Raw genomic sequence first — 14,250 nt, 5'->3', positions numbered from 1 at the left:
CGTGTCCGGGCCCACGGCCGGCCCGGCTGACGCGTAACCGACGTGTTACGCTTCCGGCGTGGACGAGGTGGCGGGGGCGGTCGCCGACCGGGTGCGGCGGGAGATCCTGCTGATGCTCCGGGACGGCCCGCTCACGGCCGGCCAGATCGCCGACCGGTTCGCGATCAGCCGCCCGGCCGTCAGCCGCCACCTCCGCGTGCTGCGCGAGGCCGGCCTGGTCAGCGACGCGGCCGACGGACGGCATCGCGTCTACGCGCTGGTCACCGCGCCGATCGAGGAGCTGATGGGGTGGCTGGCCGAGCTGACCCGGCCGTCCGCCTGGCAGCACCGGTTCGACGCGCTGGAGACCGAGGTCTACCGCACCCGGCGCGAGCGGCGCACGGCCGCCGGCCCCGACCGATCCGAGGAGAAGACCGCATGAGCCCGACACCGACGGGACGACTGTTCGGCAACGACCTCGTGCTCACCCGCACGTTCCGCGCACCCGCGGCGGACGTGTGGGCGAGCCTGACCGACCCCGACCGCACGGCCCGCTGGTTCGGCCCGTGGAAGGGTGACGCGGCGCCGGGGGCCACGATCCAGGTCCAGCTCGTCCAGGAGGAAACCCAGCCCTGGATGGACTTCCGGATCGACGCGTGCGAGCCGGAGCGCCGCTTGGCCGTCTCCGCGGTCGACGAGCACGGCGACTGGCACCTCGACCTGGTGCTGGCGGAGGCCGACGGCGTGACCGAACTGCGCTTCACACAGCGCCTGACCGACACGGCCGGCGTCGGCGACATCGGGCCGGGCTGGGAGTTCTATCTGGACGCCCTGGTGGCCGCCCGCGAGGACCGCCCACTACCGACGTTCGACGACTACCACCCGTCAATGAAGGCCCATTTCGAAGCGCAGCGCTAGTTCGGCAAGCGGGGGCAGGTAGATCCGGGCGTCCGCTGCCCTGGCCGCCTGCGTGGCCTCGCTGACCACCTCCGCGGCGCGCGCGTCACCCCTGGCCACGGCGAGCGCCGCCGCTGCCCACCGCGCCTCGTGCTGGCCCAGCGCCGGCCCAGCCGCGCGGGCCTGGGCGACCAGGGGCGCCGCTTCGTCGAGTCGGCCGAGCGCGACGCAGACCAGGGCGGCCCGGGCCGCCGCCCAGCAGCCGAACAGGTCCAGGTTGGTCGACAGGCGCAGGGACTCGCGGAACGCCTCCAGTGCGGCGGGCAGGTCACCGGCGCTCTGCTGGGCGATGCCGATCGCCCGCCAGGCCGTGGCCGTCCAGCCGCGGTGCCCCAGCCGCTGCGCGATGGCCAGCGCCGCGCGGCCGTCGGTCAGGGCCGGTGCGGACCGGCCGAGTGCGGCCGAGGCCTCGGCGCGGTGCCACAGTGCGTAGGTCTCGCCTTCCGGGTGGCCGAGGGTGCGGGCCACGTCGAGTGCGCGCTCGGTGTCGGCGAGGCCCTCGGCCGCCCGGTCCAGCAGGACCCGGCCATGCCCGCAGGTGGAGCGGGGCGTGACCGCGTGCACGAGGTCGCCGGAGCTCTCGAACAGGTGGGCGGCCCGGTCGAGCTCGTCGACCGCCGCGGCGATGTTGCCGTGCAGGAATCGCGCCATGGCCTGGGCGTCGAGGACGCGGGCGGCGCCACGCGAGTCGCCGGCCCGGGTGTAGCGGGCGAGGGCCTCGGCGGCCCGCGTCTCGGCGCGGGCCGGGCGGTCGAGGTTCATGTCGATCACGGACGCGACCTCCAGCGCGGCCGCCCGGGCCGGATCGTTGTCGCCGGCTTCGACGAGGGCGAGCTCGGCGAGCTCGGCCGCCCGGCGCAGGTCGTCGGCGCCGGAGTCGAGGCTGGCGAGCTGCGCCAGGAGCGTCGCCCGGCGGGGGCCGCCGGAGCAGGCGGCCAGTGCGGCGCGGAGGTCGTCGCGGGCGGCGCCGATGTCACCGTGCCGGCGGCGGGCCTGGGCCCGGGCCTCCAGCAGGCGCACCCGCACCGGGTGGTCGGGGGCGCAGTCGGCGAGGCCGGCACCGGCCAGGCGCTCCGCCTCGGCGTCGGCGACCTGGTCGAGGGCGCGCGCCGCCGCCCGGGCGCAGGCCTCGGCCGCCCGCGCGCCGTCGCCGGCGCCGCGCCAGTGCCGGGCCTGCTCGGCGGACTCGCCACCCTCTTGCTCGAGCACGCCGGCGAGCCGGGCGTGCAGCCGGGCCCGCGTGCCGTCGCTCAGGTCCGCGACGACGACCTCCCCGACCATGTCGTGCGTGGTGCGCCAGCCGTGCTCGCCGAGGCGGGCCAGGCCGGCCGCGGCCAGCTCGTCGAGCGCGCCGAGGGCAGCCGTCTCGCTGAGCTCGGCCGCCGCTCCCACGGTCCGGGCCGAGGCCTCCCGGCCCAGCAGCGAGAGCAGGCTCAGCGCGGTGGCCGCCGGCCCGTCGTGGGCGGCCGCCCGGTCCGCGATGGCCCGCCGCTGCCCGTTCCGGCCGACGTGCCGGGCCCGCTCGGCCAAAGCGACCAAGGCGCGCGGGGCGGAAGCAACCGTCCGCCAGCGACCGGAGCCCGGATCCATCCGGACGAGGCCCTCGGCGTGCAGCACCCGGAGCACCTCGCCCACCGCCATCGGCGTGCGGTCGGTGTCGGCGGCGAGCGCGGCGACCAGACCGGGATCGTCGACCAGCTCGGCCAGGGCGGACCTGGTGAGCCCGCCAAGGCTGGTTGCCGGCGGTCCGGGCAGCCGGCGCAGCAGTTGCTTCGTGTCGGCGGTCAGCTCGTCCGGTCGGTACGCGACGACGAACGCGGGACCGCCACGCCGCCCGGCGAGGGACCCGAGCAACCCGAGACTGCTCGGGTCCGCCCACTGCAGGTCGTCGACGATGACGACCCGCTGCGGAGCGGCGTCCAGCAGCCGGCGCGCCGCCTCGGCCACCAGGGCGTTGCGCGTCTCGGCGTCGAAGGCGGTGGGCGGCGCGTCGAGCTCGGGCACCAGGTGGGCCAGCGCCGACCCGAGCCGGCGGGGCAACGCCTGCCAGGAGGATGGGTCCGAGATGAACAGCCGGCGCAGCAGCGTACGCACGAGGGAGTAAGGCTCGTCGCGTTCGGCCCAGTACGCGGCCAGGTCGATCGCCGGCACCGCCGCACCGACCGCCTCCAGCACCCGGGACTTTCCGGTCCCGGACCGCCCCGCGACCCGCACCACGCCGCCGGTGAGCCCCGACAGGATCGCGCCGACCACCTCGTCGCGCCCGACGAAGCGCAGGAGCCCGAACCCCGCGGGGCTGACCTCGCCGGTCGCCAGCACCATGCGCTGCACGTCCGTCGCCGCCGCCGAGGGCTCGATACCCAGCTCGTCGACGACGGCGCGCCGGTACCGGTCGAACTCCTCCAGCGCCGCCGCCCGGTCGCCGGCGGCGGCCAGGGCCCGCACGAGCGCCAGTGCGGCCGCCTCCCGCAAGGGCTCGGCGGCCGCCGCCTCCGCCGCGTACTGCACGGCCAGGGCCGGCTCGCCCTGCTCCACGGCCAGGAAGGCGGCTCGTTCCCAGGCGAGCTGGCGGGCCTGGAACACCTTCGTGCGATACGGCTGCGCCCAGTCGGCGTACGCCTCCTCGGGCAGCGGCTCGGCGACCCCGGCGAGGGCCGAGCGGTAGGCCGCCAGCGCCGCGGACCCGGCCAGCCGCTCGGCGGCCACGAGCGCGGCGAGGAGCACCTCGGTGTCGACGACGCACTCGGGTGGTCCCGCCAGGGTGTAACCGCCCGGGCCGGTGCGGATCAGCTCGGCGCGGCCGATCGCGCGCCGGGCCCGGTTGACCAGCACCTGCAGGTTGGCGGCCGGGCTGGCCGGCGGCCGCTGCGTCCACACCGCCTCGGCGAGCACGTCGTTGGGCACGAACCGCCCCTGCCGGGTCGCGAGGACGCGCAGCAGGGTACGGACCTTCCGGCCCTGGAACGCCGTCTCGCTGACTTCCCGGCCGTCGCACAGCACCGAGAACCGGCCCATCAGCCGCAGCTCCACGGGGGTCGGAGGGGCCGCTAGATAACCGCCAGCAAGCTGCAAGCGCGCGCTCCTAACGTCGGGCCGACGGAATCGAACGAAGCACCCTGGAGGGCCCCGATGTCCGAGCAGACCACCGAGCATCGTACGTTCACCACCCCCGACGAGACCCGATCGTTCACGAACGGACGACTCGAGCTGCTGAGCGTCGGCGGGGCCGACATCGGGCGGCTCGTGCTCGACCCGGGATGGCGCTGGTCCAACGACGTCAAGCCGATCGCGGGTACGACGCTGTGCGAGGCGCCGCATTTCCAGTACCACGTCTCGGGCGTGCTGCGCGTGGCGATGGCGGACGGCTCCACGTTCGACGCCCACCCGGGCGACGTGACCTCGCTGCCGGCCGGGCACGACGCCTGGGTGGTCGGCGACGAGCCGGTCGTCGTGGTGGATTGGTTCGGCGCGAGCGGCTACGCGAAATGACCGCCGCGCTGCTCTACACGCGTGCCGTGTCGGTCTTCGACGGAGTCCTGCGAGCGGTGCCAGCCGACCGCCAGGCGGCCCCGACCCCATGCGCCGGCTGGGACGTGCGGGCGCTGGTCAACCACGTGGTGGGTGAGGATCTCTGGGCCGCCGAGCTGCTCGCCGGCCGCACCATCGCCGGCGTCGGCACCGCGTTCGACGGGGATCTGCTCGGTGACGCGCCGCTCGAGACGTGGTCCGTCGCGGCGGAGGCCGCCGGAAAGGCGCTCGCCGACGTCGCCGACGACGCGGTCGTGGCACTGTCGGCCGGACCGACCCCGGTCGACGAGTACCTGCGCCAGCTCGCCGCCGACCACCTGGTGCACGCCTGGGACCTGGCCACCGCCGCGGGCACGAACCTACGCCTGGACAGCGATCTCGTCGCCGCGGTCAGCCGCTGGTTCGCGCCCGTGGAGGACGCGTACCGGGTCCACGGCATGATCGGCCCTCGCCCGCTGGTGCCGGCCGACGCCGAACCCCAGGAGCTCCTGCTCGCCATGTTCGGCCGCAGCGAGGCGCTCGCCGCCGCGGAACGGTTCGGCGCGGCGTTCGACACCCGGGACGTCAACGCCGTCATGGCCGCGATGACCGGCGACTGCGTGTTCGAGTCGACCGCACCACCGGGCGGCGAGCGGCACAGCGGCGCCGACGCGGTGCGGGCCGCGTGGCAACGGTTCTTCGCCGAGGCCGGCGAGCACCGCTTCACCACGGAGGAGACGATCGTGGCCGGCGACCGGGTCGTCGTGCGCTGGCGGTACGACTGGCCCGCCGGCCACGTACGCGGCGTGGACCTGTTGCGTGTCCGGGGTGGGCTCGTCGCCGAGAAGCTGGCCTACGTCAAAGGCTGACCCGTCAGCGGCCGCGGATCGTCGAGCCGAGGATGTCGTGGTTCAGCGAGCCGATCACGGTCAGCGGGATGCCCTTCGGGCAGACCGCGGTGCATTCACCCGCGTTGGTGCAGCCGCCGAAGTCGGCCTCGTCGTGGGCGTGCAGCATCGCTGCCGCGCGGGAGGCGCGTTCCGGCTGGCCCTGGGGGAGGGCGCCCAGGTGGGCGACCTTCGCGGCCGTGAAGAGCATCGCCGAGCCGTTCGGGCACGCCGCCACGCAGGCGCCGCAGCCGATGCAGGCCGCCGCTTCGAACGCGGCGTCGGCGGCCGGCTTCGGCACCGGGGTGGCGTGCGCGTCGGGGGCGCTGCCCGTCGGTGCCGAGATGTAGCCGCCGGCCTGGATGATCTTGTCGAACGCGCCGCGGTCGACCACCAGGTCCTTGACCACCGGGAAGGCCCGCGCGCGCCACGGCTCGACGTCGATCGTGTCGCCGTCCTTGAAGTGTCGCATGTGGAGCTGGCAGGCCGTGGTCAGCTTCTGCGGGCCGTGTGCCACGCCGTTGATGACCATGCCGCAGGCGCCGCAGATGCCCTCGCGGCAGTCGTGGTCGAACGCCACCGGCTCCTCGCCGGCCGTGGTCAGCTGCTCGTTGAGGACGTCGAGCACCTCGAGGAACGACATGTCCGCCGAGACGTCGTCGAGCTTGTAGGACACCATCTTGCCGCGAGCCTCGCGGTCCGACTGGCGCCAGATGCGCAGGGTCAGTTTCACGAGTAGCTCCGCTGGCTGGGTGTCTCGTACTCGAAGGTCAGGTGTTCCTTGTGCAGCACCGGCGGGGAGGCGAACTCCCAGGCGGCGACGTAGGAGAACTCGTCGTCCTGGCGCATCGCCTCACCGTCCGGCGTCTGCGACTCGGCCCGGAAGTGGCCGCCGCAGGACTCGCCGCGGTGCAGCGCGTCGATGCACATCAGCTCGGCGAGCTCGAAGAAGTCGGCCACGCGGCCGGCCCGCTCCAGCGACTGGTTGAGCTCGGCGCCGGTGCCCGGCACCTTGACCCGCGTCCAGAACTCGTCCCGCAGCGACCGGATCAGCTCGATCGCCTTGCGGAGACCGGCGTCCGTGCGCTCCATGCCGCAGTACTCCCACATGATCTTGCCCAGCTCGCGGTGGAACGAGTCCACCGAGCGGTCGCCGTCGATCGAGAGCAGCTTCTGCACCCGGTCCGTGACCCCGCTCCGCGCCGCCGCCACGTCAGGGTGCTTCGGCGTGAGCTTCTGGAACGGCCCGTCGGCCAGGTACGCGCCGATCGTGTTGGGCAGCACGAAGTAGCCGTCGGCGAGCCCCTGCATGAGCGCGGACGCACCGAGCCGGTTGGCGCCGTGGTCGGAGAAGTTGGCCTCGCCGATCACGAACAGGCCCGGGATCGTCGAGCTCAGGTCGTAGTCGACCCACAGCCCACCCATTGTGTAGTGCACGGCGGGATAGATCCGCATCGGCGTCACGTACGGGTCGTCGCCGGTGATCCGCTCGTACATCTCGAAGAGGTTGCCGTAGCGTTCCTCGATCGCCGGACGGCCCAGCCGCTGGAGGGCGTCGGCGAAGTCGAGGTAGACGCCCCGACCCCCGGGACCCACGCCGCGGCCGTCGTCGCAGACCGCCTTGGTCGCCCGGGACGCGATGTCGCGCGGCACCAGGTTTCCGTACGCCGGGTAACGCCGTTCGAGGAAGTAGTCGCGCTCGTCCTCGGGGATGTCCGCCGGCGACCGCGTGTCACCCGCGGACGACGGCACCCACACCCGGCCGTCGTTGCGCAACGACTCGCTCATCAGGGTCAGCTTCGACTGGTGGTCGCCGGAGACGGGGATGCAGGTCGGGTGGATCTGGGTGAACGCCGGGTTGGCGAACAGCGCGCCCTTCCGGTGCGCCCGCCAGCTCGCCGTGACGTTGCAGCCCTTGGCGTTGGTCGACAGGTGGAACACGTTGCCGTAGCCGCCGCTGGCCAGCACCACCGCGTCGGCCAGGTCGACGGTGACCGCGCCGGTCTCCAGGTCGCGCACCACGATGCCGCGGGCGCGGCCGTCGACCACGATCAGGTCGAGCATCTCGTGCCGCGTGTGCATCTGCACGGTGCCGGCGTTGACCTGCCGCTCCAGCGCCTGGTACGCGCCGAGCAGCAGCTGCTGGCCCGTCTGGCCGCGGGCGTAGAAGGTGCGGGACACCTGGGCGCCGCCGAACGAGCGGGTGTCCAGCAGGCCGCCGTACTCGCGGGCGAACGGCACGCCCTGCGCCACGCACTGGTCGATGATCTCGACGGAGACCTCGGCCAGCCGGTAGACGTTGGACTCGCGCGACCGGAAGTCGCCGCCCTTGATGGTGTCGTGGAACAGCCGCTCGACCGAGTCGCCGTCGTTGCGGTAGTTCTTGGCCGCGTTGATGCCGCCCTGCGCCGCGATCGAGTGCGCCCGCCGCGGGCTGTCCTGGTAGCAGTAGCAGCGCACCCGGTAGCCGAGCTCGCCGAGCGTCGCGGCGGCCGAGCCACCGGCCAGGCCGCTGCCCACCACGATCACGTCGAGGCGGCGCCGGTTGGCCGGGTTGACCAGGCGGCCGGTGGAACGGCGCTTGGTCCACCGCTCCGCGAGCGGCCCGTCCGGCGCCTTGGTGTCGGCGATCGGGTCGCCGTCGACGAAGAACTCACCTGGGTACGTCATGGTTAGCCCACCCATCCGACGAGCACGGCGAACGGCACCACGAGGAAGCCGACGCAGAGGAGGATCGCGAAGCCGAGGGCGGCCACCCGGGCCCACCGCTCGCCGTTCGCGGTGCGCTGGCCGAGGGTGCGCAGCGCGCTGAACAGACCGTGCCGCACGTGGAAGCCGACGGCGACCACGGCCAGCGCGTAGAACAGGGTCACCGGCCAGCGGCTGGGCGCGAAACCGGCCACCACGTTGGCGTACGGGGTCGCCGGGTTGCCGACCGGGTTGACGACGCCGACCGTGAGGTCGAGCAGGTGCCAGACCAGGAACAGGAAGATGATCACGCCGCCCCAGCGCATCGTCCGGGCCGCATAGCTGCCCTGCACCTTGGGGCGGTGCGCGTAGCCGACCGGGCGCGCCCGCTTGGCCCGCAGAGCCAGGGTCGCCGCTGCCCAGACGTGGCCGACCAGCGCGAGGGTCAGCACGCCGCGCTGGATCCAGAGGAACCATTCGTGGGGGAGCGCGGGTGCGCCGATGTCGCGCAGCCAGTGCGCGTAGTGGTCGAACGACTCGGCGCCGAAGAAGATCTTCAGGTTGCCGGCCATGTGCAGCACGAGGAAGGTCAGGAACAGGAGGCCGGTCACCGCCATGACCACTTTGATCCCTACCGTCGAGCGGTAGGACGCGTTCCGCCGAGGCGCCGAGGATTCCTTCGTCGCCACCACCGCGCGGTCGCGCGTACCCGATGCCACCATGCGTTTGACGCTAGGTTGAGCTGTTCTGATGCGTCCAATGCATGGCGATAGCAGTGCTGATAGCTGTAAGCTATCGAAATGCGTCTGGAGCAGCTCCGGTCCTTCGTGGCCGTAGCGGAACTACGACATTTCACCCAGGCGGCCGTCGCGGTCGGTGTGGCGCAACCCTCACTCAGTAAGCAGATTCACAGCCTCGAAGCCGAGCTCGGAGCGCCGCTGTTCACCCGCCTGCCGTCGGAGGTCGAGCTGACCCCGGCCGGCGAGACCCTGCTGCCACTGGCCCAACGGATCCTCGCCGACGCGGAGACCGCCCACCGCGAGGTCCGCAACCTGGTCGGGCTCACCCGCGGGCGGGTCCGACTCGGTGCGACACCGAGCCTGTGCACCTCGCTGGCGCCGCGGGTGCTGCGCCGCTTCCACACCGCCCACCCCGAGATCGAGCTGCGGGTGGCCGAGGGCGGCTCGCAGGAGCTGGTCAACGCGCTCTCGCACGGCGAGCTCGACCTGGCCCTGGTGGTGCTGCCGGAGACCGGCATCGACCCGGCGCTGGAAGCCGCGCCGATCCTGGACGAGGACCTCGTCGTCGCGACCGCGGTGGGCACGTCGCTGCCCCAGCCGATGCTCGTCGAGGACCTGCGCGACCGGCCGCTGGTGATGTTCCGGCCCGGCTACACGCTGCGCGACGACGTGCTCGCGGCGTGCCGGCAGGCCGGTTTCGAGCCGACCTTCGCGGTCGAGGGCGGCGAGCTCGACGCGGTGCTCGGGTTCGTCGAGGCCGGGCTCGGCCTGGCCGTCGTGCCCGAGATGGTGCTGGCCAACCGCCCGGGCCTGTGGGCCGTGCCGCTGGCGCCGCCGCTGCGCCGGACCATCGCGGTCGCGCAGCGGCGCGGCGTCACGCTGACCCACGCCGCGTCGGCGTTGCGCGACGTCCTGCTGGCCGAGGTCGGCCGCTAACATCAGCCAACGTGAAACCTTGGCGCGATGTAGCGGCCCGCATGCTCGGACGTCCCACACCGGCGCGGGTGGTGCCCACCGCTTCGGTCCGGCAGCGGCGCATGCCGGCTCCGCTGCGGCGGCGGTCCGACCGGATGCTCGAATACTCGCCCGAGCTGGACGGCCGCGCGGATCCCGGCGAGGTCGTCTGGACCTGGGTGCCCTACGAGGAGGACCCGCGCCAGGGCAAGGATCGGCCGGTGCTGGTGGTCGGCCGCCGTGGCCGCACGATGCTCGGCCTCATGCTCTCCAGCAACGACCGGCGGGACGGCGAACGCACCTGGCTCGCCCTCGGCGCCGGTTCGTGGGACCGCTCGTCCCGGCCGAGCTGGGTGCGGCTCGACCGCGTGCTGACCGTCGACGAGCGCGGCATCCGGCGCGAGGGGTCCATCCTGGACCGTTCGCGGTTCGACCGGATCGCCACCCGGCTGCGCAGCGACTACGGCTGGCGATAAGCGCTTCACCACACTGGCGTGTCTGCGACACTTCCGAGAGGTGTTCGCGGGTTACGGTCGGGCGTGACTGAATCCACGCATTCGCATGTGCTGAGCCGTCGTGGCGTGCTGACCGGCATCGGGGTGGCCGGTGTCGCCGGCCTGACGGTCGGGTCCGCCGCGCCGGCGGCCGCCTCGACCCCGACCACGCCCGGCGCCGCCCTCGCCAGCCTGCTCGCCGGCAACGCCCGCTTCCGGTCCGGCCACTCGCGCCACCCGCACCAGGGCGTCGCCGACGTGCACCGGCTCGCGGCCGGGCAGCACCCGTTCGCGATCGTCCTGGGCTGCGCCGACTCCCGGGTGTCGCCCGAGGTCCTGTTCGACCAGGGCCTGGGCGACATCTTCGACAACCGGGTCGCCGGCAACATCGTCGACGAGGTCGTGACGGGCAGCATCGAGTACGCCGTGGCGGAGTTCGCCCCGCCGGTGCTGGTCGTGCTGGGTCACGAGCGCTGCGGCGCGGTGGCCGCGACGGTCGAGACCATCGAGAGCGGTGGTACGCCGCCCGGCTCGATCGGTGCGCTCGTCGAGGCCCTGCGGCCGGCGATCGAGCCGGTGCTGCACCAGCCCGGCGACGTCGTCGAGAACGGGGTGCGGGCCAACATCCGCTACCAGGTCGCGCGGCTGCTGGCCGGCAGCGCGATCGTCCGCGACGCGGTCGCCGCCCGCACGCTGCGCGTGGTCGGCGCCCGCTACGACCTCGACACCGCGGCGGTCACGCTCCTCTAGACGAGGGCCGCGGCCTGGTCCAGTTGGGCCAGCTCCGTGGCGCTCATCGTCGGGTTGGCCCGGCGCTGGTCCAGCACCCAGGCCAGCGCCGCGGCCGACGGGCGTGGCAGCTGTGCCTGGAGCTCGGCGAAGCCCGCCTTGGCGACCGTCGCCAGTGTCGGCTCGTGCTCCCAGAGCGTCACCTGCGCCATGATCAGGAGCGTCATCGCGACGTCCCGGTCCGGTGGGCCCTCGGCCGCGTTCGCCCAGTCGAACAGCACCGGGCCGCGCGGGGTCAGCATCACGTTGTCCGGGTGCAGGTCGAGGTGCAGGATCCGGTCGCCGTTGTCGTTCTTGGTGCGGGCCGGCAGCGCGTGCAGCCGCCGGTGCAGGTCGGCGAGGATCGCGGCGGCGGTTTCCGGGCCCGCCGATCCCTCGATCGCCGCGGCGAGCAGTGTCCGGCCCTCGAGGCGTTCCATGACCAGGTCGGCGCCGTCGGCGTCGTACACCAGCGGCACCGGATAGCCGGCCGCCGCGAGGTGGCTCATCAGCTCGGCCTCCGGCGCGGCGGCGCGGCCGTGCCGGGACCGGCGTAGTACCCGGTCGGGGCCGAGCGCGTACACGTCGCAGTCCCGGCCCGAAGCGATCAACTCCATCAGCCCACCCAAGCCGCGAGGTCGAGCGCGCGCAAGCGGTGCGGGTCGCCGAGGACGTGGATCTGCGTGATCCGCCCGTCGCGGACCACGAACGACATGATCGAGACGACCTCGCCGCGCGGTGCGACGACCGCGCCCGGCGTGCCGTTGACCAGCGCGGGCTTGACGAACGGTGCGAGCTGGCGCGCGGTGCGGGCCTGGCCGGCCACCTCGTGGCCGCCACGGATGATCGCGGAGAACGCGGGCCGGGACGTGCCGCCGTCGGCGCGCAGCACCACCTCCGGGTCGAGCACCGCGAGCAGGGCGTCGAAGTCGCCGGCCCGCGAGGCGGCGAAGAACGCGTCGACCACCGCGCGCTGGCGGGCCAGGTCGGTGTCCGGCGCCGGAGCGGCCTCCTGGACGCGGCGGCGGGCCCGGCTCGCGAGCTGCCGGGTGGCCGCCGGTGACCGGTCGACGATCAGCGCGATCTCGTCGAAGGCCACGGCGAACAGGTCGTGCAGCACGAAGGCGAGCCGCTCGGCCGGGTTCAGCGTGTCGAGCACGACCAGCAGGGCGAGACCGACGGCATCCGCGAGCAGCGCCTGGTCCTCGGGGCCGACCCCGTCGGCGGGGCTCACCACCGGGTCCGGCACGTGGGTTTCGAGTGGACGCGTCGAGCGGGACCGCAGTAGGTTGAGGCAGATCCGGCCGACGACGGTGGTCAGCCAGCCGCCGAGGTTGGTCACCTCGGCCGCGTCGGTGCGGGCGAGCCGCAGCCAGGCCTCCTGCACCGCGTCGTCGGCCTCGTCGAACGAGCCGAGCATCCGGTACGCCACCGCGCGCAGATGGCCGCGGTGCTCCTCGAAGCGCCGGGCCAACTCGTTTTCGTCCACCGGTCACATCCTCTCGCCACCGCGTGTCATACCGGTAGAACTGCGAAGCTACCAATGCCCACACAGCGGGAGGAAACTCGTGAACACTCCGATTCTGGTCACCGGCGGCACCGGGACCCTCGGGCGGTATGTCGTCGCCCGGTTGCGCTCGCGGGGCGCCGAGGTGCGGGTGTTGACCCGGCACCCGAAGCCGGCCGCCGACGGGGTCACCTACGTGGCCGGTGACCTGGAGACGGGCGCCGGTGCCGCGGCCGCGGTCGAGGGCGTGCACACCGTCGTGCACTGCGCCGGCAGCCAGAAGGGCGACGACGTCAAGGCCCGTCACCTGATGGCCGCGGCGGCCCGGGCCGGCGTGCGGCACGTGGTCTACATCTCCGTCGTCGGCGCCGACCGCACGCCGGTGACGAGCGGCGTCGACCGCGCGATGTTCGGCTACGTCGCGGCGAAGCGCGCGGCCGAGGAGATCGTGGCGAGCTCCGGCGTTCCCTGGACGACGCTGCGCGCCACCCAGTTCCACGAGCTCGCGTTCCAGGCCGTCGCGGCGATGGCGAAACTGCCGGTGGTGTTCGCACCGGGCGGCACGAAGCTGCAACCGATCGCCGCCGACGAGGTGGCCGCCCGGCTGGTCGAGCTCGCGCTCGGCGAGCCACAGGGCCTCGTGGCGGACCTCGGCGGCCCGCGGATCTACCCGTTCGCGGACCTGGCGCGCTCGTACCTGCGGGCGACGGGCCGCCGCCGGCCGATCCTCTCGGTGCCCGCGCCGGGCGGTGCGGCCCGGGCCTTCCGCGCCGGAGCGAACCTGACTCCCGAGCACGCGGTCGGCCACCTCACGTGGGAGGACTTCCTCACCGCGCGCCTCGCGCTCTAGCGTCGTAGGGGTTTCGTCAAGACGCTGGACGGCGGTGGCCGGAAACCCTTGTAATGGTTGGTGATCCGCCGCCTGCTGCGTCCATCATGGACATACTGGCGGTCCTACCATCCTGGACGGGCACCATGTTCGAACCCGGCTTCCCGGCTGTCGACCCGCCGGACGGCCCGGCTTCCGCTACCGCGACCGACGGCGCCGGCTACGTGCAGGCCACCGTGTTGCCGGGTGGCCGGCTGCACGCGCTCTACGTCAGTCCACACGCCATGTATGACCTCACCGCCGACCAGCTCGCCACCGCGTGTCTGGAGGCGGTGGTGAAAGCACAGACCCGGAGGTTCGATGTCTCACCGTTCCAGCCGTAAGCGCCAGCGTCGCCGCCGCAAGGCCAACCACGGCAAGCGGCCCAACGCCGGCCGCGGTTAGCGGATCTCCCGGTCCAGTTCGCGCAGGAGAGCGTCGACCGGTTGGCGCTGGGCCAGGGCCGGGGGTGGCACGACGACGATCGGGCAGCGGGCGTGGCGGACGCTGTAGCGGGTGACCGGCCCGCTGCCCAGGAGGTGTGAGCCGCGCCGGTCGCCGCCGACCACCAGCAGGTCCGCGTCGTCACCGGCGTGCTCGACCAGGCTCTGGACCGTCAGGCCCTCCAGCACCACCGGCTCGATCTTGACGCCGGTCGGTGGGCCGCCCATCGCGGCGTCGAACGCGTGCGGGATCAGCAGCTCCGCCTCGGCGAGATGCACCCGGCGTTCGAACGTCGCCGTGGTGTCGCGCCAGAGCGGCCGGAACAGCCACACCCGCACCGCGTCGACGGTGCCGCCGCGCTCGCGGGCCACCTTCACCGCGTAGCGCAGCGCCTGCAGGCCGGCCAGCGAAGGGCTGACGCCGACCACGATCCGAGATCGCATCGGCCAAGCATGGA

17 protein-coding genes are annotated in these 14,250 nt (G+C 73.6%); 10 read left to right on the top strand and 7 right to left on the bottom strand.

Going from position 1 to position 14,250, the window contains the following annotated elements; translation table 11 throughout:
• Window positions 1–58 precede the first annotated feature (58 nt).
• Both CHC05_RS11365 and CHC05_RS11360 read left to right on the top strand, forming a co-directional pair.
• Window positions 59–421 carry a metalloregulator ArsR/SmtB family transcription factor gene (locus CHC05_RS11365; protein ID WP_089247696.1) on the top strand — a complete coding sequence of 121 codons (363 nt, stop codon included), beginning with the start codon at window positions 59–61 and terminating at the stop codon, window positions 419–421.
• Window positions 418–897, top strand: a complete 480-nt coding sequence (locus CHC05_RS11360; RefSeq protein WP_089247694.1) for an SRPBCC family protein — start codon at window positions 418–420, stop codon at window positions 895–897. Before CHC05_RS11365 ends, CHC05_RS11360 begins: the two co-directional genes overlap by 4 nt.
• Here the strand turns inward: CHC05_RS11360 and CHC05_RS11355 are convergent.
• Window positions 865–3,951, bottom strand: coding sequence for an AAA family ATPase (locus CHC05_RS11355; RefSeq protein ID WP_179266136.1), 3,087 nt, complete (start codon window positions 3,949–3,951; stop codon window positions 865–867). The genes CHC05_RS11360 and CHC05_RS11355 overlap by 33 nt on opposite strands.
• A gap of 114 nt (window positions 3,952–4,065) precedes the next feature.
• Here CHC05_RS11355 and CHC05_RS11350 point away from each other — a divergent pair, with 114 nt between their 5' ends.
• Window positions 4,066–4,425, top strand: a complete 360-nt coding sequence (locus CHC05_RS11350; RefSeq protein WP_089247690.1) for a cupin domain-containing protein — start codon at window positions 4,066–4,068, stop codon at window positions 4,423–4,425.
• Window positions 4,422–5,312 carry a TIGR03086 family metal-binding protein gene (locus CHC05_RS11345; protein ID WP_089247688.1) on the top strand — a complete coding sequence of 297 codons (891 nt, stop codon included), beginning with the start codon at window positions 4,422–4,424 and terminating at the stop codon, window positions 5,310–5,312. The genes CHC05_RS11350 and CHC05_RS11345 overlap by 4 nt, the downstream gene beginning before the upstream one ends.
• Before the next feature lie 4 nt (window positions 5,313–5,316).
• On the opposite strand, the gene CHC05_RS11340 is transcribed toward CHC05_RS11345, so the two are convergent.
• From CHC05_RS11340 to CHC05_RS11330, 3 genes are read right to left on the bottom strand one after another with little or no spacing between them, the layout of a single operon-like run.
• On the bottom strand, window positions 5,317–6,063 hold the full coding sequence (locus tag CHC05_RS11340; RefSeq protein ID WP_089247686.1) for a succinate dehydrogenase/fumarate reductase iron-sulfur subunit: 747 nt from the start codon (window positions 6,061–6,063) through the stop codon (window positions 5,317–5,319).
• Entirely contained in the window at window positions 6,060–8,000 is a 1,941-nt protein-coding gene (locus CHC05_RS11335; RefSeq protein ID WP_089247684.1) for a fumarate reductase/succinate dehydrogenase flavoprotein subunit, read from the bottom strand. The genes CHC05_RS11340 and CHC05_RS11335 overlap by 4 nt, the downstream gene beginning before the upstream one ends.
• 2 nt (window positions 8,001–8,002) lie before the next feature.
• A complete protein-coding gene (locus CHC05_RS11330) occupies window positions 8,003–8,740 on the bottom strand; it encodes a succinate dehydrogenase cytochrome b subunit (RefSeq protein ID WP_089247681.1) in 738 nt (245 codons plus the stop codon).
• Between the two features lie 72 nt (window positions 8,741–8,812).
• On the opposite strand from CHC05_RS11330, the gene CHC05_RS11325 reads away from it, so the two are divergent.
• The 3 genes from CHC05_RS11325 to CHC05_RS11315 all read left to right on the top strand — a co-directional run bounded on the left by CHC05_RS11325 (window position 8,813) and on the right by CHC05_RS11315 (window position 10,956).
• Window positions 8,813–9,694: a LysR family transcriptional regulator gene (locus CHC05_RS11325; RefSeq protein ID WP_179266168.1), complete on the top strand. Its 882-nt coding sequence runs from the start codon at window positions 8,813–8,815 to the stop codon at window positions 9,692–9,694.
• Window positions 9,695–9,735: 41 nt separating this feature from the next.
• Window positions 9,736–10,188 carry a type II toxin-antitoxin system PemK/MazF family toxin gene (locus tag CHC05_RS11320; protein ID WP_089247677.1) on the top strand — a complete coding sequence of 151 codons (453 nt, stop codon included), beginning with the start codon at window positions 9,736–9,738 and terminating at the stop codon, window positions 10,186–10,188.
• 63 nt (window positions 10,189–10,251) lie between these two features.
• Window positions 10,252–10,956: a carbonic anhydrase gene (locus CHC05_RS11315; RefSeq protein ID WP_245870779.1), complete on the top strand. Its 705-nt coding sequence runs from the start codon at window positions 10,252–10,254 to the stop codon at window positions 10,954–10,956.
• On the opposite strand, the gene CHC05_RS11310 is transcribed toward CHC05_RS11315, so the two are convergent.
• Together CHC05_RS11310 and sigJ are read right to left on the bottom strand one after the other, a co-directional pair.
• Entirely contained in the window at window positions 10,953–11,591 is a 639-nt protein-coding gene (locus CHC05_RS11310; RefSeq protein ID WP_089247673.1) for a phosphotransferase, read from the bottom strand. The genes CHC05_RS11315 and CHC05_RS11310 overlap by 4 nt on opposite strands.
• Entirely contained in the window at window positions 11,591–12,463 is an 873-nt protein-coding gene (gene sigJ / locus CHC05_RS11305) for an RNA polymerase sigma factor SigJ (protein WP_089247671.1), read from the bottom strand. The genes CHC05_RS11310 and sigJ overlap by 1 nt, the downstream gene beginning before the upstream one ends.
• Window positions 12,464–12,542: 79 nt before the next feature.
• On the opposite strand from sigJ, the gene CHC05_RS11300 reads away from it, so the two are divergent.
• From CHC05_RS11300 to CHC05_RS43410, 3 genes are all read left to right on the top strand, one after another.
• Window positions 12,543–13,331, top strand: a complete 789-nt coding sequence (locus CHC05_RS11300) for an SDR family oxidoreductase (protein ID WP_089247669.1) — start codon at window positions 12,543–12,545, stop codon at window positions 13,329–13,331.
• Between the two features lie 125 nt (window positions 13,332–13,456).
• Window positions 13,457–13,693 carry a hypothetical protein gene (locus tag CHC05_RS11295; protein ID WP_089247667.1) on the top strand — a complete coding sequence of 79 codons (237 nt, stop codon included), beginning with the start codon at window positions 13,457–13,459 and terminating at the stop codon, window positions 13,691–13,693.
• Complete coding sequence (locus tag CHC05_RS43410) at window positions 13,671–13,754, top strand: 50S ribosomal protein bL37 (RefSeq protein ID WP_425426741.1); 84 nt, start codon at window positions 13,671–13,673, stop codon at window positions 13,752–13,754. Before CHC05_RS11295 ends, CHC05_RS43410 begins: the two co-directional genes overlap by 23 nt.
• Here CHC05_RS43410 and CHC05_RS11290 read toward each other — a convergent pair.
• Entirely contained in the window at window positions 13,751–14,236 is a 486-nt protein-coding gene (locus CHC05_RS11290) for a universal stress protein (RefSeq protein WP_089247665.1), read from the bottom strand. The two genes, CHC05_RS43410 and CHC05_RS11290, sit on opposite strands and share 4 nt — an antisense overlap.
• Window positions 14,237–14,250 lie beyond the last annotated feature (14 nt).

The organism is Asanoa hainanensis (genome assembly GCF_900188485.1).
Taxonomy (GTDB): Bacteria; Actinomycetota; Actinomycetes; order Mycobacteriales; family Micromonosporaceae; genus Asanoa; species Asanoa hainanensis.
Note: the sequence above shows the minus strand (reverse complement) of the source record. Positions and strands in the feature narration are given on the sequence as shown.